This window comes from Dokdonella sp., from assembly GCF_044227025.1.
Lineage (GTDB): Bacteria > Pseudomonadota > Gammaproteobacteria > Xanthomonadales > Rhodanobacteraceae > Dokdonella_A.
Genome location: NZ_JBGAFX010000001.1, coordinates 578,051 through 598,257, shown reverse-complemented (window position 1 = coordinate 598,257; position 20,207 = coordinate 578,051). Strand labels below are relative to the sequence as shown.

The following is a 20,207-nucleotide window of genomic DNA, read 5'->3' as shown; positions in this document are numbered from 1 at the left end:
AATGAACGCGGCCGATCCCGAGATCACCCTCCTCCTGCAGGAATGGCGCGACGGCAAGGCGGGGTCGGAGTCGGCGCTGGTCGAGCGCATCTATCCCGTGCTGCGCGCGCTCGCCGCGCGCCGCCTGCAGCGCAGCGGCACGATGACCTGGCAGCCGACCGACCTCGTCGGCGAAGCGTACGCCCGGCTTTTCGACCAGCAGAGGACCGCGTTCCAGAATCGCGGGCACTTCTTCGCGATCGCCGCGCGCGTGATGCGGCGCGTCGTCGCCGATCATTTTCGCGAACGCAACGCGCTCAAGCGCGGCGACGGACTCGCTCCGGTCAGCCTTGACGATCCGAGCGTCGAGGCAATCGAGGACGGCGAAGCGCGCGTCGACCTGGTCGAACTCGACCGGCTGCTCGATGAATTCGCGACGATCGACGCACGCGGTGCCGAGATGGTCGAAATGCGCTACTTCGCCGGCATGACCGTCCCCGAGGTCGCCGCCGCGACCGGCGTGTCCGAGCGCACGGTCAAGCGCTCGTGGCAGTTCGCGCGCGCGTGGTTGCACGACCACCTCGCGCCCGGCGAGCCGCACAAGACCTGACCCGGCAATGGCTTCTGAACTCGAGCGCTGGCAGCGCGCCCGCGAAGTGTTCGACGCTTGCATCGACCTCGCACCGGCCGCTCGGGCTTCGACGCTCGAAGGGCTGTGCGCCGGGGATGACGAACTGCGCAGCGCCGTCGACTCACTGTTGCGCTCGCATGACGCATTGACCGCGACGATCGGGGATCGCATCGCGCGCGGCATCAATGCCGGCGTCGGCGAAGTGTGGGCGGAAGCGCGCCCCGGACAACGCTTCGGCGCATTCCGCGTGGTCGAGGAGATCGGCCGCGGCGGCATGGGCGTCGTCTATCTCGCCGAGCGCGACGACGGCACCGTCGCGCAGCGCGTCGCCTTGAAGGTCGTCGGCAACGCGCGCCTGGGGCCCGACGCGACCGCACGCCTCGCGTTCGAGCGGCGCCTGCTGGCGACGCTCGAGCACCCGTGCATCGCACGGCTCATCGATGCCGGAACGAGCGCGTCCGGCAGCGCGTATTTCGCGATGGAGTACGTGCAGGGCAGGCCGATCACTCGCTGGTGCGACGCGCGCTCGTTGTCGATCGGGCACCGCCTGCGCCTGTTCGTCGACGTGTGTTCGGCGGTGCAGCATGCGCACACCAAGCTCATCGTGCATCGCGACCTGAAGGCCGCGAACATCCTGATCCGCGACGACGGCCTGCCGAAACTGCTTGACTTCGGCATCGCGACATCGCTCGACAGCGATGCGGCTGCGGCGACGTTCGCGCCCCACGAGCGCGCCCTCTCACCGCACGCCGCGGCGCCCGAACAGTGGCTCGACCAGCCTGTCGGCGCCGCCACCGATGTCTATGCGCTCGGCGTGCTGCTGTGCGAACTCGTCGCCGGTGTGCGCCCGCACGAGCTGTCCGGGCTCGATGCGGACGACGCAGCGAAGCGCGTGCTGCACGAACCACCGCGACTGCCGAGCAGCGTGGTCGATGCCGAAAGCGCGCGACTGCGCGGCGGCATCGGCGTCGCCAGGCTGCGCCGCCGTCTCGCCGGTGATCTCGACGCGATCGTCGCGCGCTGCCTCGCCAAGCGCCCCGAGCAGCGCTATGCCTCGGTCGCCCAACTCGCCGACGACGTCTCCCGCCACCTCGAACGGCGCCCTATCGCGGCGCGCCTTGGCGAACGCGGCTATCGCATGCGGCGCTTCGTGCAGCGAAACGAGCTCGCCGTCGCGCTGGGCTCGATCGTGCTCGCCCTACTCGCAGGCTTCGCCGTGTTTACCGCGCTGGCGAACCGCGAACTCGCGCGCGAGCGCGACCAGGCACAGCGACGCGAACACGAGGCGAAGTTCCAGCAGGCGCGCGCGCAGCAGGTCAGCGATTTCCTCGTCGGGCTGTTCAAGGCGACCACGCCCGAGCAGCGCCGTGGCCACGACCTGACCGTGCGCACGCTGCTCGAGCGCGGCCGCTCCGAACTCGAGAAGGGCCTGCAGCAGCAGCCGGACCTTCGCGCCTCGATGCTCGCCGCGCTCAGCGACGTGTACTTCGCACTCGACGACCTCGACGAAGCCGGCAAGCTCGCCAATGACGCCTACGCCCTGCGCGAACCGGCTCGCCAAAGCGATCCCGCTGCGCTGCGCGACAGCCTCGCGCAACTCGCACGACTGGCGAACACGAAGGGCCGTTACGCCGAAGCGCTTGCGCGCACCGACGAGGCGACGGCATTGCTGACCGAGGCCGACGTCGCCAGTCGCTCGGCCTTGCTGATTTCGAAGGCCACGGCGCTGCGCGGACTTGCGAAGCCGGCAGACGCCACGCCATTGCTGCGCGAGAACCTCGCGCTCGTCGTCGCGACGTACGGTCGCGACGATCGCCATGCGCTCAAGGCGGCGGTCGACCTCGCGATCAACCTGCGGGTGACGGGCGCGAAGCAGGAAGCGGCGACCCTGCTCGAGGACCTGCTGCCGCGGATACGCGCGGGACTGGACGCCGATGACCCTGCGCGCGCCGACGCGATGGTCTGGCTTTCACTAGCCAAGCGTGACGGCGGAGATCCGGCCGCCGCAGCGCCGCTGGCCGACGAGAGCCTGGCGATCTACACGAAGGTCTACGGCGAAAACAGCTCGCAGACGTCGCTGGCACTCAACACGCTGGCGACGATCGAACAGAAGCTCGGCCACAACGAGCGCGCGCTCGAATTGTTCCAACGTAACCTCGCCATCAAGCGCGAGATCTACGGGCGCGACTCCCTGCAGGCGGCCGGCGCCGGATTCAATGTCGGCCTGATGCAGCAGATGATCGGAGCGCCGCCCGAAACGACGCTGTCATCTCTCAAGGAAGCGCTCGACATCGATGTGGAGAAACTGCCACCGGAGCACGTGAACACCGCCATCTTCCGCATCGCGGTCGCCTCGACGCTGCGCGAATTGGGCCGCTCCGAGGAAGCCGAGCGTGAGCTCCGGCTGGCACTCGGCGTGTTCGATCGGACCAAAGGTCCTCGCGGGCAGAACCACGCCCTGGCCGAGGGCGAACTCGCCTGCATCGGTCTTTCGCGCGCGGTGAGCGATACGGATTTGAAAACCCTGGACGCCTCGATCAGGTTTCTCGAACGGGCCGACCCGGACGATCTGCAGATGCTTCGGCTGCGTCACTGCCGCGAACAATTCACCGTCGCGGCCGCGCGCGAGGCGGGGGCGCACACGTCGCGCTGACCGCGCGGCCCCGGGCTCGGCGCACGCGAACGAATCGTCGCGCGCGCGTTTGCCGTCGGGCAGGCGTCAGGAAGTCGTGCCCGGGAAGACGAAGTCGAAACCTACGGCCATGCCCCTCCACAGACTCGACGAATGGATGATGCCGGTGCGCAGCCGCAGCAACGAGTACGGTGTATTCGGGTGCAATGGCGGCATGCCGTAGGTGTTCGTGCGGCAACCGTTTGTCGACACGTTGACGTTGAAGGTATCCCAGGCGTGGTTGACCGGATCTATCTGGACAGGTATGTCGCCGAGATTGGAAAGCGGGCATGTCCATGTGCTTTGCAACGTCCGCGCAGATGTGTCGCCGAAATCGTCCGCGGTCGACCAGTACGGTCGCGCCTGCCACCACTCCTGGACGAGCGCGTACGCGCCGCCGTCATTCCTGAACTTCAATACCAGCGTCCGCGCCTGGCCGGCGGAATTGCCGATCAGCATCTCCGCGAAGACGGTCTCCGATGACCCCTGGGGCTGAGCCAGTTGCGAAAGGTCGAGGTAGAACGAAAAGGCTGTAGGGACCGATCCCATGATCGCGTCGCCACGCGCATCCGCGTAGTGCGTCGTCATCGGCCCGTTGTAGGTCAGCACCCCGACGCTGTCGAGCTGGTGGCAATTGCTGCCGCCGCTGCTGCCGTCGTTGTCGCAGAACGCCCATGCCGGCGTGGTTGCGACGGTCAGGACTGCAATCAGTACCTTGGAAAAAATGCCCATTTTCGAAGTCCGGATCGGCACCCCCGTGCCGCGAGCGCGCGATTCTACACGGCGCGCGCGCGTGTCGGCGCGCGGGCAACGACGCGCGCCGATCACGACGGCGGCGGCGTACCGGTGGCCGGCCTGGCCCGGAACGGGAACGCCTGCTGCGCGCGCCAGCCGTCGGGCATGTAGTCGCCGACCACGCCGTATGCGGCCGGCAGCGGCTTGTGCGCCGGCACCTTCACCGCGGTGCCGAACAGGTAGTCGAGGAACGAATAGTGTGCGGCGTAGTTGCGGTCGATCGCCTCGTCGTCGGACGAGTGGTGCCAGTGGTGGAAGTCCGGCGTCACGATCAGGTACTTGAGCGGCCCCCACGGCAGGTGCACGTTGGCGTGGTTGAGCACGGCCTGGAAGCCGACCACGATGATGTAGGTGTTGATCACCGCCTCGCTGAAGCCGAGCACGAACAGCGGCGCGAGCACGGCAACGCGCGTGAAGATGATCTCGAGCACGTGCTGGCGCGAGCCGGCGAGCCAGTCCATCGTCTTGGCGCTGTGGTGCACCGCGTGGAATTTCCACAGGAACGGGATCTCGTGGTACGCGCGGTGCGTCCAGTACTGCGCGAGGTCGGCGACGAGGATGCACAGCAGCAGTTGCGGCACGAACCAGATGCGCTGCACCGCGAGCTGGAAGTCGTGGCTGACCAGCCAGGCGAAACCGTGATGGATGGTGAAGTTGACCGTCAGCAGGATCAGCCCGACCAGGAAATGGTTGACCGCGAAATGCTTGAGGTCGGTCTGCCATTCCGGGCGGAACACGGTCTGATTGCGGTACAGCGGGAACAGCTTCTCGATCGCGACGAACACCAGGGTCGAGCCGAGCAGGTCGAGGATGAACCAGTCGAGGCCGATGTACGGCGTGTGGTCGGGGAAGTTGCCGACCGGCACGCGTGAGCCGCCGAGCGCGACCGCGGCGAGCACGAGCGCGAAGGCGACGAGGTTGGTCTTGCGCCGGATGCCGAGCACGAGATTCGCGAGCGACAGGCCGCCGGCGACCAGCAGCGCGACCAGCATCGCCTGGCGCAGCACGTCGACCGAGTACTGGTGACGCAGTTCCGGCGTGGTCAGGTATTCGGGGAAATGGAACGCGACCACGCCGAGCAGGCACAGCACGCCGAGCGCGAACGCGACGATCGTCGCGATCAGGCCCTGGCCGAAGCGCAGCGCGCCGCTGCTGCCGAGCAGGTCGGCGGTGTCGTCGACATGCGCACGCACCAGTTCGACCGGCTTGCGCGCGACCGCTTCGATGACGTACGGGATGCGGCTGATCGAGCGTTTCGGCATGGCGGTTCCGGGTTCGCGGGTGCGGGTGGACTGGAAGCGCGATTGTCGCATCGCCGGCGCGATCGACGCATCACCGGACCTCGCCGCGCTGGCGCAGCTGCATCACCGCGCGCAGGGCGGAATCCTCCACCGGAGTCCACTCGCGCTCGGGATGGTCGTTGCGGCGCGCTGCTTCGAGCGCGCTGAAATAACCCTGGTCGTCGATGCCCGCCTGGGCGAGCAACAACGCCGGCAGATAGAACGAGGCCGTCGATTCCGCGGCTGCGGGTGCCGGCGCGCGCGCGCTGTCGAACAGCAGCCACGGCACCGGCTGCTGCGGACCCTTCGCGCCATCGTCGAAGCCGGCGCCCTGGTACAGCAGCGGCAGCGCCGGCAGGTGGTCGCCGTAGAACAGCAACAGCGTGCGGCGGGTGCGCGTGCGCAGCGCATCGACCAGTCGACCGAGCGAATGGTCGGCCTGGGCGAGATGGTAAAGATATCCGCGCAGGCGTTCCGCCCCGGCTCCCGCCAGGCCTGCCGGCACCGGTTGCGCCGCGATCCGCTGCAAATCGGCGTTTGGAAATCCATCATACGGACCGTGGTTTTCAATGCTGATCGCGAACAGGAACAAGGGCTCCTGCGCCGCATCGAGTTTCGCCAGCATGTGGTCGACCAGTGCCTCGTCGCTGACGTACCAGCCGCTGAGCGGCGCGTCGCCGAATTGTTCGCCCGCGTCGAATTCGTCGAAACCGAGATGGCTCAGTGCCGATGCGCGGTTCCAGAACTCGCGTTCGTGCGGATGCATCGCGACGGTTCGATAGCCGTGCGCGGCCAGCACGCTGGGCAGGCTCGGCAGCGTGGTCGCGGTGAGACGGAAGTACGGGTGCTGCACCTCCGGGAAATAGCGCATCGCGATCCCGCTGAGCACCTCGAACTCGGTGCGGATGGTGCCGCCGCCGTAGGCCGGCACCCACAGGTCGCCGTGGCGCGACAGCGCGGCGATGCGGCGGAACTCGGGCAGCACCTGCTCTGGTTCGAGCCCCTGCAGGCGCGCCGGATCGAAGAACGATTCGCTCTGCAGGACGACGATGTCCGGCCTTTCGTGGGTGCCCGCATCGCTTGCGGGCGCCGCATGCGCGTGCATGAACTGCGCGGCGAGCGCGCGGTCGGGCTCGGGCAAGACGAACGCGGTGTCCCACGAAAAACGCAGCAGGGTCGTCAGCAGGCCACTATGCAGCGCCGATTCGGTCGGCGACCATTGCAGGTAGTCGCCACTGTCGGCGGCATACACCTGCGACCACGGGCGTACGCCGGCCAGCAGGCTTGTGCCGAACGCCGATACCAGCGCCAGCGCGAACAGGCGACGCGCACCGCGCAACCGCCGCCACGGCCGCTCCCAGCAGGCGAACGCGACGAGGAAGGCGAGCGCGAGCAGCAGGGCCGCGATCGCGCTGCGCGGGACATAGTGCAACAACAGGTTGCCGCCATCACCGAGGTGTCCGAGCAGGACGAAATCGGTCGGCACGATGGGGGTGTCGAGCAGCTCGAACTTCATCGCGCTCGCCGTGTACAACACGTACAGCAGCAGCAGCGTGAGGCCGAGCGAGAACACCGGTCGCCGCGTCGCCACCAGCAGCAGCAGGGCCACGAACACGACCGGAACGACATTGATCGCGATCGCCAGCGGGTCCGCCCACGCGGCGCCTTCCGCCACGAAGGCCGGGTCCTGCCAGCCGACGAGCCCGCAACCAAACGCGAACGCCGCGAGCGTGTACAGCAGCAGCGCCCACGCCAGACCCACGCGTGGCGACTCGCGTTGCGCGGTCCGGATCAGCAGCATCGTCGCGGGTCCCCTCCCGGTTGCGGCGCAGCATGCGCAGCGTCGGGCAGCATAGCGCGCGCCGCCGCCGATGTGCCTTGCGCAGGCTGTAAAGACTGCTCTACGCTGCAACGGATCGCGTCGCAGGGCAACGGCGACGGATCGAAACCATGGACTGCAACACCAGCCCGCCGTCCATCGCGCGGTCGTGGGGCGCGCCGATTCCAACGAGGGCAACCGATGAGCACCAAGCTGCGCCTGGTCGTGATGATCTTCCTGCAGTTCTTCGTGTGGGGCTCGTGGCTGATCACGATCGGCGCGTACTGGTTCCAGACCCGTCACTGGTCCGGCGCGGAATTCGGCGCGATCTTCTCGACCATGGGCATCGCCTCGCTGTTCATGCCCTCGGTCGCCGGCATCATCGCCGACAAGTGGATCAACGCCGAGCGCCTGTACGGCCTGTTCCACCTCGCCGGCGCGGTGGTGCTGTTCTGCATCCCGATGGTCGACTCGCCGGGCCTGTTGTTCTGGGTGATGTTGCTCAACATGATCTTCTACATGCCGACGATCTCGCTCTCGATCGCGGTCGCGTATTCCGCATTGAAGAAGGAGGGCGTCGACGTCGTCGCCGCCTACCCGCCGATCCGCGTATGGGGCACGATCGGTTTCATCGTCGCGATGTGGACGGTGAGCCTGCTGCGCATCGAGACCTCGGCCAGCCAGTTTTACGTAGCGTCCGCCGCCGCGCTCGTGCTCGGCCTGTACAGTTTCAGCCTGCCGCGCTGTCCGCCGATGGCGAAATCGGTCCCCGGCAAGTCGCTGGTCGAGGCACTCGGCCTGCGTTCGTTCGCACTGCTGCGCGACCGCAAAATGGCGGTGTTCTTCGTCTTCGCGATGTTCCTCGGCGCCGCGCTGCAGCTGACCAACGCCTACGGCGACACCTTCCTGCACGACTTCGCCACGGTCGACGCCTACAAGGACACGCTCGCGGTGAAGTACCCCGCGATCATCATGTCGATCTCGCAGATCTCCGAGACGCTGTTCATCCTGACCATCCCGTTCTTCCTCGGCCGCTTCGGCATCAAGAAGGTGATGGTGATGAGCATGCTGGCATGGGTGCTGCGCTTCGGCCTGTTCGCGTACGGCGATCCGGGTCCCGGCCTGTGGATGATCGTGCTGTCGTGCATCGTCTACGGCATGGCGTTCGATTTCTTCAACATCTCCGGCTCCCTGTTCGTCGAGACGCAGAGCGACCCGGCGATCCGCGCCAGCGCGCAAGGCCTGTTCATGCTGATGACGAACGGCGTCGGCGCCGTGCTCGGCAGTTCCATCAGCGGCGTGCTGATCGATCGCTGGTTCACGCACGCAGACGGCAGCAAGGACTGGCACGGCATCTGGATCACGTTCGCGGCGTACGCGCTCGTCGTCGCCGCGCTGTTCGTCGTGCTGTTCAAGCACCGGCACGACCCGGCCGCCATGCGTGGCGCGCACATGCGCGAGGAAATCGGTGCGTGAACGCGCGCGCGCCGGCCTGACCGGGGCGTGTCGATGACGCCCGGCACGTTCGCCCCCGCCGTCATGGTGGTCGGCAGCTACAACCAGGACTATGCCTGGCGCGTCGCGCACGCGCCGCGCGCGGGTGAAACCCTGCGCGGCGAGGGCTTCCGCAGCGCACCGGGCGGCAAGGGGTTCAACCAGGCGGTCGCGTGCGCGCGCCAGGGCGTGGCGACATGCTTCATCGCCGCGATCGGTACCGACACCGCCGGCGAAACCGCGCAACGCCTCGCCGCCGACGAAGGCATCGACGCGCGCTGGTTGCGCCGCGACGACGCGGCGACCGGCAGCGCCTGCATCGTGGTCGAGCACGGCGGGCAGAACCGCATCATCGTCGCGCTTGGCGCGAACGAACGCCTGGACCCGGCCCACCTCGACGCGCAGTCCGAGCGGTTCGCCGGCGCGCAGGTGCTGCTCGTGCAACTGGAGAACAACCTCGATGCGACGCGCCATGCGCTCGCGCTCGCCGGCGCACACCGCCTGCTGCGCGTGCTGAACCCGGCGCCGGTGCATGCCGGGCTGGATGCCGACCTGCTCGCGCAGTGCGACCTGCTGACGCCGAACGAAACCGAATTCGCACTGCTGCTCGAACGCATTGCCGGCGAGCGCGTCGATGCAGGCATGCTCGCGCAACGCGACGACGCCGACCTGCATCGGCTGGCGCGCAAGCTCGGCGTCGCCAGCGTCATCATCACGCTCGGTTCGCAGGGCTGCTTCGTTTCGCACGCACAGTCGGCGCGCCACGGCGACGCCGAAGCGTACTACCGCATCGCATCCGAGCAAGTCGCCGTGATCGACACGACCGGAGCCGGCGACGCGTTCTCCGGTGCGCTGGTCGCGGCGATCGTGCGCTTCACCGGACGACCGCTGCGCGAGGCGGTGATCCACGCGAATCGCTGCGCGGGGCTGTCGACGGAGAAGCCCGGCGCAGCGCCGGCGATGCCGCGCTACGCCGACGTGCTGCGCCGCTTCGCGTAGGGCGGGCTCAAGCCCGCCATCGACGGACATGCGCGTGCGAAAGCGGTGGGCCAGGGCCCACCCTACGGACGCGTGCGCTCGGCGCGACGCTCGCGGTGCGAGCGCAGGCGCTGGTGGCGTTGCTGCGCGCGTCGCCAGAACCACCACGCGGTCAGCGCGACCAGCACCACGGCACACACCACGATCGCGCCCTGGCCGCGGTGCACCTGTTCGAGCAGCCACTCGCGATGCTCGGCGCCGATGTAGCCAAGCCAGACCCAGAACGGGACCGACAGCAGCGCGGCGAGGCCATCGAACGCGAGGAAACGCAGGAACGACACCCGGTGCGACATGCCCGCAGTCAGGAACACCGCGGTGCGCAGGCCCGGGAGGAACCGCGCGACAAACATGAGGCGATTGCCGTAGCGGGTGAACTTCGCCTTCACCTGCGCATGCCGGCGCGGCGTCAGCAGGCGCGCGACCCAGCCCCAGCGCAACGCATGCACGCCGAAGATGCGGCCGAACAGGAACACGATCGCGTCGCCGAGCAGAACGCCGACCAGCCCGACCACGATCATCACGCGCACGTCGGCATGGCCGAGCGCCGCGATGACGCCGCCGGCGACGAGCGAGATGTCTTCCGGGATCGGAACGCCGAAGGCGCTGATCAGCAGGGCCGCGAACACGGCCAGGTAGCCGTGCGTGGTGAACAGTTGGATCAGGTGGTCGAGGAAGTCCATCGCGATCGGTATGGCGTGCGCCTGCGCATTCTACGGTGTCGCAGCCCCGCGGCGCGGTCGGCACGGTGTGCGGCGTATGATCGCAGCGCGGCAGCGCCCGCCGCGGAGACGCCCGGATGATTCCACGCTGGTTCCTGCTGCTCGCCGCGGTGTTGTACGTCGGCGGCCTGTTCGGGCTCGCCTACTACGGCGACCGGCGACCGCTGTATCCGACGCGTTCCTGGCTGCGACCGATCGTCTACAGCCTCGCGCTCGCCGTGTACTGCTCGTCCTGGACGTTCTACGGCGCGGTCGGCACCGCCGCGCGCGAAGGCCTCGCCTACCTGCCGATCTACGTCGGTCCGATCCTGCTGTTCGTCGTCGGCTTCGGCCTGTTCGAACGACTCGTGGCGGTCGCGAAGGAGCGGCGCATCACCTCGATCGCCGACTTCATCGGTTCGCGCTTCGGCAAGTCGCACGCACTCGGCGCGCTCGTCACCCTGATCGCGGTGACCGCGATCGTGCCCTACCTCGCCTTGCAGCTGAAGGCTGTCGGCATGAGCTTCGACGTGCTTGCCGGCAGCGGCGTGCGCGCCGAGTCGCCGTTCGCCGACACCGCGCTGTACATCGCGCTGATGCTCGCCGCATTCGCGATCCTGTTCGGCACGCGCGCGATCGACGCCAGCGAACACCATCACGGCATGATGCTGGCGATCGCCGCGGAGTCGCTGGTCAAGCTGCTCGCATTCGTTGCGGTCGGCGCGTACGCGTTGCTGCACGAACGCGACCTCGGCGTGTTCGTGCGCCCGCTCGAGGCCGCGGCGGCGCAGGGCCTGCCATCCGGCTTCTTCGCCCAGACCGTGCTCGCGTTCACCGCGATGCTGTGCCTGCCGCGCCAGTTCCAGGTCGGCGTGGTCGAGTGCGAGGACCCGCGCGACCTGCGCCGCGCTCGCTGGATGTTCCCGCTCTATCTCGCCGTGATCTGCCTGCTCGCACTGCCGATCGCGCACGCCGGCGCGCGCGCCGCGCTCGGGCACACGGTGGCGGCCGACGCGTACGTGTTGTGGCTCCCGCTCGCCAATGGCGAACGCTGGCTCGCCCTGCTCGGTTTCATCGGCGGCTATTCCGCCGCGACCGGCATGGTCATCGTCGCCTCGGTCGCGCTCGCGACGATGGTCAGCAACGACCTCGTGATGCCGGCGCTGCTGCGCGTGCGCGCGTTGCGGCTGGAGCAGCGCGACGACCTGTCCGGCGTCGTGCTCGGCGTGCGCCGCGTCACGATCGTGCTGCTCGCCCTGCTCGCATTCGCGTACTACCGCATCAGTACGCAGAGCCAGAACCTCGCGGCGATCGGCCTGCTCTCGTTCGCGGCAGTCGCGCAGTTCGCACCGGCGATCGTCGCGGCACTGTACTGGCGCGCTGCGAGCCGGCTCGGCGTGATCTGCGGCCTCGTCGCCGGTTTCGCGCTGTGGGTGTATACCCTGCTGCTGCCGACGCTCGCGCGGGCCGGCTGGCTGGCAACCGGCTGGATCGACACCGGCCCATTCGCAATCGCCTGGCTGCGACCCCATGCGCTGTTCAACCTGCAGGGCCTCGAGCCGATCACGCACGGCGCGTTCTGGTCGCTGCTCGCGAACGCCGGCGTGCTCGTGTTCATGTCGCTGCGCTTCCGGCCCGGCGTCGACGAACGGCTCCGCGCGGCGGCGTTCCTCGGCCAGGACGGCGCACCCCTGCCGGCGGTCGGCGAATGGCGCGGTCGCATCCGCGCCGCCGACCTGCGCGCGCTGGCCGAGCGCATCGTGGGCGAGCGCAACGCGGAACGGGCATTCGCCGCCTACGAAACCGCAAACGGAGTGGCACCGCACAACGACGCGCACGCCGATCGGGCGCTGCTGCAATACACCGAGCGGCTGCTCGCCAGCGCGATCGGCGCCGCTTCCGCCCGGCGCATGCTGACCAGTGCGCTGCGCGGCACCGGCCTCGATCTGTCCGAGGCAGCCGCGATGCTCGACGAAACCTCGCAGGAGCTGCGCTTCAACCGCGAGCTCATGGCGGTCACGTTCGAGAACATGATGCAGGGCATCAGCGTGGTCGACGCGGAGCTGCGCATCGTCGCCTGGAACCGCCGCTACCTCGATTTCTTCGACTATCCGGAGGGCTTCGTCTATGTCGGTCGCCCGGTCGCCGACCTGATCCGCCACAATGCCGCGCGTGGCCTGCTCGGCGATGGCGACATCGAGGAGCAGGTGCGAACGCGCCTTGCCCACCTGCGCCGTGCGCAGCCACACATCTACCTGCGCACGCGCGACGACGGCCGCGTGATCGAGACGCGCGGCGACCCCCTGCCGGGCGGCGGCTACCTGACGACCTTCACCGACGTGACCGCGTACAAGCGCGCCGAGCAGGCATTGATCGAGGCGAACGAGACCCTCGAACAACGCGTCGAGCGGCGCACGCACGAGCTGTCCGAGGCGCTCGCGGCGCAGGAGCAGGCGAAGCGCCTCGCCGAAACCGCGAACCTGTCGAAGACGCGCTTCCTCGCTGCCGCCAGCCACGATCTGCTGCAACCGCTGAACGCGGCACGCCTGTTCACCTCCGCGCTGCGCCAGCAGCCGCAGCTCGATCCCGAATCCGGTCGCCTGGCCGAACGCATCGACACTGCCTTCAAGGCCGCCGAGGACCTGCTCGATGCCCTGCTCGAAGCGTCGCGGCTGGATGCAGGCAAGCATCGCGCCGAGATCGGCGTGGTCGCACTCGCCGACGTGATCGAACCACTGCGCCACCAGTTCGGCATGCAGGCCACCGCGCGCGGCATCCGCCTGCGCGTGGTCGACACGCGCGCGTGGGTGCGCACCGATCCGCAACTGCTGCGGCGCATCCTGCAGAATTTCCTGGCCAACGCGTTGCGCTACACGCGCGCGGGCAGCATCGTGCTCGGCGTTCGCCGTGCCGGCGACATGCTGCGCATCGAAGTGCACGACAGCGGGCCGGGCATCGCCGCCGACCAGCAGCATGCGATCTTCGAGGAATTCCACCGCGGCACCCAGGTTTCGCCGTGGGGCGAGAAGGGCCTCGGACTCGGCTTGTCGATCTGCGATCGCATCGCGCGCCTGCTCGGCCATCGCCTCGGCCTGCGCTCGCGGCCGGGCCACGGCAGCGTATTCTCGATCGACGTCGCGCGCGCGGCTCCGGCGACGGTTGCGCGCGAGGCGCCGCAGCCACGCGCGGTCGGCCTGGCCGCCGACCTGCACGTGCTGTGCATCGACAACGATGCATCGATTCTCGACGGCATGGCGACATTGCTCGCGCAATGGGGCGTCGGCAGCGATCTCGCCGGCAGCATCGAGGAAGCACTTGCGGCGGCAGGCAGGCGCCGGCCCGACCTCGTGCTCGCCGACTACCATCTCGATGCGGGCGAGAACGGCCTCGATGCGCTCGCGCGCATCCGCGCTGCGTGCGATCCGCCACCGCCCGGCGCATTGGTCACCGCCGACCGCGGAATCGAATTGCTGGCGCAGGCGCGCACGGCGGGCTACGCGGTGTTGCACAAGCCGGTGCGCCCGGCCGCGTTGCGCGCGGTCGTCGCCCAACTCGGCCGACGCGCGCGGCGCACCGCGGAAGCGGAACGTTCCCAGGGGCAGAACGCGAAGGCCTGAAGACCGGACGCGCGGAATGTTCCTGTTTCAAAAAGCGCGACGTTGCCCGCGAAACCGCGACGATCAGGAGAGCGAATCGCCATCGAGCGCGAGCTGGCTCGCGAGCAGGGCGACCTGGGTGCGGTTGCCTACGCCGAGCTTGCGCATGATCGCGGTCATGTGCGCCTTCACCGTCGCTTCCGATACGCCGAGGTCCCAGGCGATCTGCTTGTTGAGCATTCCCTCGGCGATCATCGCGAGCACGCGGAACTGCTGCGGCGTGAGTTCGCCGATGCGTGCGGCGGCATCCGCTTCCTCAGGCGCGAGCGGGTCGGCGCCCGCCACTCCGTCGGGAAGCGCGACGTCGCCCGCGAGCACGTCGCGCACCGCCTCGACGATCGCGGCGATCGAAGCCGACTTCGGTATGTAGCCGGAGGCGCCGTGCGCGATCGCGCGAGCGATCACCGAGGGCTCCTCGTGCGCGGACACCATCACGATCGGCAAGCCAGGATGCTGCGCACGCAACTGCGCCAGCGCGGAGAAACCGCTCGCACCCGGAATGTGCAGGTCGAGCAGCAGCAGATCCGCGTCCGGATGCGCGTCGATCAGCGTCCGCAGCGCGGGAATGCTGTCGGCTTCGTGCAACAGCGCACGCGGCCATTCCGTCTGGACCGCGCGCTTGAGCGCGTCGCGGAACAGCGGATGGTCGTCGGCGATCAGGACTTCGCGCATGAACGGGGATCGGGAATCAGGGGCTGGAAAAAGCGGGACTTCGACCCTGGCGGCCGCCTGCCGGCGATTCCCGATTCCCCCCGATTCCCGGTTTCATTTCACCAACCGCTCGTCGACGAGATTCTGCACTACCGAAGGATCGGCGAGCGTCGAAATGTCGCCGAGCTGCTCCGGTGCGTTTTCGGCGATCTTGCGCAGGATGCGCCGCATGATCTTGCCCGAGCGCGTCTTCGGCAGTCCGGGCGCCCATTGCAACTGGTCGGGCGTGGCGATCGGGCCGATCTCCTTGCGCACCCAGGCGACCAGCTCCTTGCGCAATGGTTCGCTCGGCGCCTCGCCGCTCTTCAACGTGACGTAGGCGTAGATGCCCTGGCCCTTGATGTCGTGCGGATAGCCGACCACCGCGGCCTCGGCGACCTTCGGATGCGCGACCAGCGCGCTCTCGACCTCGGCGGTGCCGAGGCGATGACCCGACACGTTGATCACGTCGTCGACGCGACCGGTGATCCAGTAATAGCCGTCGTCGTCGCGACGCGCGCCATCGCCGGTGAAGTACATGCCCGGGTAGGTCTTGAAATAGGTGTCTATGAAACGCTGGTGGTCGCCGTAGACGCTGCGCATCATGCCGGGCCACGCGTCGGTGAGCACGAGGTTGCCTTCTGCCGCGCCCACCTGGATCGTGCCGTTGGCGTCGACGATCGCGGGTGCGACACCGAAGAACGGCAGCGTCGCCGAGCCCGGCTTCTGGTCGATCGCACCCGGCAAGGGCGAAATCAGGATGCCGCCGGTCTCGGTCTGCCACCAGGTGTCGACCACCGGACAGCGGCCGTCGCCGACCACACGCCAATACCATTCCCACGCCTCCGGATTGATCGGCTCGCCTACCGAGCCGAGCAGGCGCAGCGACCGGCGCGAGGTCTTCTTCACCGGCGCCTCGCCTTCGCGCATCAGCGCGCGGATCGCGGTCGGCGCGGTGTAGAACAGCGTGACCTGGTGCTTGTCGATCACCTGCCAGAAGCGGCTCGTGTCCGGCCAGTTCGGCACGCCCTCGAACATCAGCGTGGTCGCGCCGTTCGCGAGCGGGCCGTACACGATGTAGCTGTGCCCGGTCACCCAGCCGACGTCCGCGGTGCACCAGTACACGTCGTCTTCGCGCAGGTCGAACACGCACTCGTGCGTGTAGCTGGTGAAAACCAGGTAACCGGCCGTGGTGTGCAGCACGCCCTTCGGCTTGCCGGTGCTGCCGGAGGTATACAGGATGAACAGCGGATCTTCCGCATTCATCGCCGCCGGCTGGTGGCTCGCCGGCTGGCCTTCCATCAGCGCATGCCACCAGCGGTCGCGCGGCGACTGCATCTCGACCGCACCGCCGGTATGGCGCACGACCAGCACGGTCTCGACGCTGTTGGTGTCGGCGCGCTGCAACGCCTCGTCGACATTGACCTTCAGCGCCACCTTCTTGCCGCCGCGACGCCCCTCGTCGGCCGTTATGACCAGCTTGCAACGCGAATCGGCGATGCGGCCGGCGAGTGAATCCGGCGAGAAACCGCCGAACACGACCGTGTGCACCGCGCCGATGCGCGCGCAGGCGAGCATCGCCACGGCTGCCTCCGGGATCATCGGCAGGTAGATCGCGACGCGGTCGCCCTTGCCGATGCCGAGGTTGGTCAGCAGGTTCGCGGCCTTGCATACCTCGGCGTGCAGCTCGCGGTAGCTGATCCGGCGCGCCTGGCTCGGGTCGTCGCCTTCCCAGATCAGCGCGGTCTTGTCGCCACGCGTGGCGAGGTGGCGGTCGAGGCAATTGGCGGCGACGTTGAGCGTGCCGTCCGCGTACCAGCGGATATGCAGGTCACGCGCGTCGAACGAGACGTCCTTGACCTCGGTGTACGGCGTGATCCAGTCGAGGCGCTGGCCGATGCGGCCCCAGAACGCGGCCGGATCGCGCATCGATTCGGCGTACTCGCGCTCGTAGGAGGCTTTGTTGACGCGCGCGCGCGCGGCGAATTCGGGCGGAACGGGATGCAGGGGCGATGACATGGCGGCTCCGGCGACTTCGATTGCAGCCATGGTAGCCCCATGCGCAGCGCGCCGGCAGGGCCTACTACTTTGGTCGAATCGCGACCTTTCTCGACTAGACGCGCATGCCCGCTGGGTGCAAGCTCGGCGCGCCGTGCCCACGGTCCGCGTTGCGGCGGACGATCATCCGACAACACCACACTCGAGGGGGACCGAACATGTACCGACAGCTTCGCCACGGCCTGCGCCTGAGCGCAATCGCGCTCGCCTGCGGCCTCGCATTCCCGGCCATCGCGGCGGCGGATACCAAGCGTGAAGCCGCGCTCGAACAACGCGTCAGCGATCTCGAACGGCAGGTACAGGACCTGATGTCGGAGGTGCGCGCGCAGCACGCGGCGCAGGTTGCGGCGCAGGCGGCGCCGGCGGCGCCGGTCGCCGCCAACGCGCCGCTGCCGAAGGCGACTGCGACGGTCGGTGGCAAGCCGCCGATCCAGGAGACCACGATCACGCCGGGCGCCTCGCCGAACACGACCTTCCGCTTCGGCGGCTTCGTCAAGGCCGACTTCATGGCGACCCGCACCGGCGACGGCCAGCTCGCCGACGGCGCCAGCGGCCGCGCGCTGTACGTGCCGGGCCAGACCCCGGTCGGCGGACACGGTTCCGGCACCGACTTCGACGCACATGCGAAGTTCTCGCGCTTCAACTTCGGCGTCGACACCCTCACCGACAACGGCGACAAGCTCGGCGCGTTCCTCGAGATGGACTTCTTCGGCAATTCACTCGGCACCCAGGTCGCGACCAACACCTACGGCGTCACGGTGCGCCATGCCTATGCGTACTGGAACAACTGGCTCGCCGGCCAGACCTGGTCGAACTTCGTCGACCCGAGCGCATTTCCGGAGTCGGTCGACTTCATCGGCCCGACCGACGGCGTGGTGTTCGTGCGCCAGGCGCAGGTGCGCTACACGAATGGCGGCCTGTCGGTATCGCTCGAGAATCCGGAGACGACGATCATCCCGAACGGCGGTGGCGCGCCGATCCAGTCCGACCGCGGCGCGATCCCCGACCTGACCCTGCGCTACGGCTGGAAGGGCGACTGGGGCACGTTCGGCGTCGGCGCGCTGATGCGCGACCTGAGGATCGACCGCCAGGCCACCAGCACGGTCACGCGCGCGAAGGACGACCAGCTTGGCGGCGCCTTCACGCTCGGCGGCAAGTGGGTGATCGGCAAGAACGACGACCTGCGTTACCAGTTCACGCTCGGCAGCGGTTTCAGCCGCTACATCGGCCTCGGCGTGACAGGCGACACCGAGATCGACGCCGACGGCAACCTCGACACGCTCGACGGCATGGCCGGCTACGTCGGCTGGCGCCACGTGTTCTCCCCGGCATGGCGAACCAACCTGATCTACGCGCGCAGCCAGTACGACAACGATCTCGCGTTGACGGGTGGCTCCGCGACCAAGTCGGTGCAGAGCCTGCGCTGGAACATGTTCTATTCGCCGCTGCCCAAGCTCGACATCGGCGCCGAGCTGATGTACGGCCGCCGCACGATCGAGAACGGGCTCGACGGTGACCTCACGCGCCTGCAGTTCACCACCAAGTATTCCTTCTGACGCGGAGAGACCGAGACATGGCCAGCACAGCTGCATCAATGCCCGGGGCGAAACCGCTGACGACCGGACACAAGCGCGTGATCATCGCGTCCAGCATCGGCACGGTGTTCGAGTGGTACGACTTCTACCTGTACGGCTCGCTCGCGGCGATCATCGCGAAGCAGTTCTTCTCCGGCCTCAATCCGACCAGCGGCTTCATCTTCGCGCTGCTCGCGTTTGCCGCCGGCTTCGCGGTGCGCCCGTTCGGCGCGATCATCTTCGGTCGCCTCGGTGACCTGATCGGGCGCAAGTACACGTTCCTGATCACGATCGTGATCATGGGCCTGTCGACCTTCCTGGTCGGCGTGTTGCCGACCTACGCATCGATCGGCGTCGCCGCGCCGATCATGCTGATCGTGCTGCGCCTGCTGCAGGGCCTCGCGCTCGGCGGCGAGTACGGCGGTGCCGCAACCTACGTCGCCGAGCATGCGCCGCCGGGCAAGCGCGGCTTCTACACCAGCTTCATCCAGATCACCGCGACATTCGGCTTGTTCCTGTCGCTGATCGTGATCCTGCTCTGCCGCAAGCTGCTCGGCGCCGAGTTCGACACCTGGGGCTGGCGCATCCCGTTCCTGATCTCGTTCGTGCTGCTCGGCGTGTCGGTGTGGATCCGCCTGCAGCTGAACGAATCGCCGCTGTTCCAGCAGATGAAGGCCGAGGGTCGGCAATCGAAGGCACCGCTGACCGAATCGTTCGCGCGCTGGAACAACGGCAAGATCGTGCTGCTCGCCTTGTTCGGCGCGACCGCGGGACAGGCCGTGGTGTGGTACTGCGGCCAGTTCTACGCGCTGTTCTACCTGACCCAGACGCTGAAGATCGAGGCGGTCACGGCGAACCTGCTCATCGCCGGCGCACTGCTCATCGCGACGCCATTCTTCGTCGTGTTCGGCGCGCTGTCGGATCGCATAGGGCGCAAGCCGATCATCATGCTTGGCTGCCTGCTCGCGATGCTGACCTACTTCCCGATCTTCAAGGCGCTCACCCACTACGGCAACCCGGCGATCGAGGTCGCGGCGCAGACGAACCCGGTCACCGTGGTCGCCGACCCCGACGCCTGCACGTTCCAGTTCGACCCGGTCGGCAAGAAGGCGTTCAAGAGTTCGTGCGACATCGTCAAGAGCGTGCTGGCCAAGGGCGGCGTGCCCTACGTCAACGAACCCGCCGGCAGCGGCAGCGTGGCCAGCGTGAAGGTCGGGGCGACAACGATCGCCTCGTTCGAAGGCGCCAGCCTTGACGCCGCGGCGTTCAAGACGCAGTCCGATGCGTTCAACGCGCAGCTGAAGAGCGCACTGACGAGCGCGGGCTATCCCGAAAAGGCCGATCCCGCGCGCATCAATACGCCGATGCTGTTGCTCCTGCTGACCATCCTCGTGATCTACGTGACGATGGTCTACGGCCCGATCGCGGCGTGGCTGGTCGAGCTCTTCCCGACGCGCATCCGCTACACCTCGATGAGCCTGCCGTATCACATCGGCAATGGCTGGTTCGGCGGCTTCCTGCCGACCACCGCGTTCGCGCTCGTCGCATGGACCGGCAACATCTACTCCGGCCTTTGGTACCCGGTCATCGTCGCCGCGATGACATTCGTGATCGGCATCTTGTTCCTGCCCGAGACGAAGGACGTCGACATCTCGAAGTAGCCCTCGGGAAAGGCGGCGCGCGCCTCCCTCCCTCCCTCGAGCGCGCGCCGCCTTGCGTGGCACCTTCCCCGGCAACGGGGAAGGTTTTTTGACGACCATGGATGGTCGGAATGCCGAAAATGCAGGAGCATTTTTCGGCAAGGCCAGGGATGGACCGAATGCC

Annotated in this window: 13 protein-coding genes; 7 read left to right on the top strand and 6 right to left on the bottom strand. The window is 68.1% G+C overall.

Annotated features, from left to right (window positions below; all coding sequences use genetic code 11):
- The first annotated feature begins 1 nt into the window (after position 1).
- Complete coding sequence (locus ACILRJ_RS02640) at positions 2–589, top strand: ECF-type sigma factor (RefSeq protein ID WP_395680090.1); 588 nt, start codon at positions 2–4, stop codon at positions 587–589.
- 7 nt (positions 590–596) lie between these two features.
- Complete coding sequence (locus tag ACILRJ_RS02635; protein WP_395680088.1) at positions 597–3,263, top strand: protein kinase domain-containing protein; 2,667 nt, start codon at positions 597–599, stop codon at positions 3,261–3,263.
- A gap of 66 nt (positions 3,264–3,329) precedes the next feature.
- On the opposite strand, the gene ACILRJ_RS02630 is transcribed toward ACILRJ_RS02635, so the two are convergent.
- The 3 genes from ACILRJ_RS02630 to ACILRJ_RS02620 form a co-directional block, all read right to left on the bottom strand.
- Positions 3,330–4,013 carry a hypothetical protein gene (locus ACILRJ_RS02630; RefSeq protein ID WP_395680086.1) on the bottom strand — a complete coding sequence of 228 codons (684 nt, stop codon included), beginning with the start codon at positions 4,011–4,013 and terminating at the stop codon, positions 3,330–3,332.
- Between the two features lie 92 nt (positions 4,014–4,105).
- Entirely contained in the window at positions 4,106–5,338 is a 1,233-nt protein-coding gene (locus ACILRJ_RS02625; protein WP_395680084.1) for a sterol desaturase family protein, read from the bottom strand.
- 70 nt (positions 5,339–5,408) lie between these two features.
- Complete coding sequence (locus ACILRJ_RS02620; RefSeq protein WP_395680082.1) at positions 5,409–7,157, bottom strand: LTA synthase family protein; 1,749 nt, start codon at positions 7,155–7,157, stop codon at positions 5,409–5,411.
- Positions 7,158–7,376: 219 nt separating this feature from the next.
- On the opposite strand from ACILRJ_RS02620, the gene ACILRJ_RS02615 reads away from it, so the two are divergent.
- Positions 7,377–8,651, top strand: coding sequence for a nucleoside permease (locus tag ACILRJ_RS02615; RefSeq protein ID WP_395680080.1), 1,275 nt, complete (start codon positions 7,377–7,379; stop codon positions 8,649–8,651).
- A 33-nt stretch (positions 8,652–8,684) separates the two neighbouring features.
- Positions 8,685–9,668 (top strand): ribokinase, encoded by a 984-nt coding sequence (locus tag ACILRJ_RS02610; RefSeq protein WP_395680760.1) that lies wholly within the window; start codon positions 8,685–8,687, stop codon positions 9,666–9,668.
- Between the two features lie 62 nt (positions 9,669–9,730).
- Here ACILRJ_RS02610 and ACILRJ_RS02605 read toward each other — a convergent pair whose 3' ends face one another.
- On the bottom strand, positions 9,731–10,387 hold the full coding sequence (locus tag ACILRJ_RS02605; RefSeq protein ID WP_395680078.1) for a DedA family protein: 657 nt from the start codon (positions 10,385–10,387) through the stop codon (positions 9,731–9,733).
- 116 nt (positions 10,388–10,503) lie between these two features.
- Between ACILRJ_RS02605 and ACILRJ_RS02600 the strand changes: the two genes are divergently transcribed.
- Positions 10,504–14,022 (top strand): NahK/ErcS family hybrid sensor histidine kinase/response regulator, encoded by a 3,519-nt coding sequence (locus tag ACILRJ_RS02600; protein ID WP_395680076.1) that lies wholly within the window; start codon positions 10,504–10,506, stop codon positions 14,020–14,022.
- A gap of 63 nt (positions 14,023–14,085) precedes the next feature.
- On the opposite strand, the gene ACILRJ_RS02595 is transcribed toward ACILRJ_RS02600, so the two are convergent.
- Both ACILRJ_RS02595 and acs read right to left on the bottom strand, forming a co-directional pair.
- Entirely contained in the window at positions 14,086–14,733 is a 648-nt protein-coding gene (locus tag ACILRJ_RS02595) for a response regulator transcription factor (RefSeq protein WP_395680074.1), read from the bottom strand.
- A 93-nt stretch (positions 14,734–14,826) separates the two neighbouring features.
- Complete coding sequence (gene acs / locus ACILRJ_RS02590) at positions 14,827–16,770, bottom strand: acetate--CoA ligase (RefSeq protein ID WP_395680072.1); 1,944 nt, start codon at positions 16,768–16,770, stop codon at positions 14,827–14,829.
- Between the two features lie 197 nt (positions 16,771–16,967).
- On the opposite strand from acs, the gene ACILRJ_RS02585 reads away from it, so the two are divergent.
- Entirely contained in the window at positions 16,968–18,365 is a 1,398-nt protein-coding gene (locus ACILRJ_RS02585; protein WP_395680070.1) for a DcaP family trimeric outer membrane transporter, read from the top strand.
- A 17-nt stretch (positions 18,366–18,382) separates the two neighbouring features.
- Positions 18,383–20,044, top strand: coding sequence for an MFS transporter (locus ACILRJ_RS02580; RefSeq protein WP_395680068.1), 1,662 nt, complete (start codon positions 18,383–18,385; stop codon positions 20,042–20,044).
- The last annotated feature ends 163 nt before the right edge of the window (positions 20,045–20,207 follow it).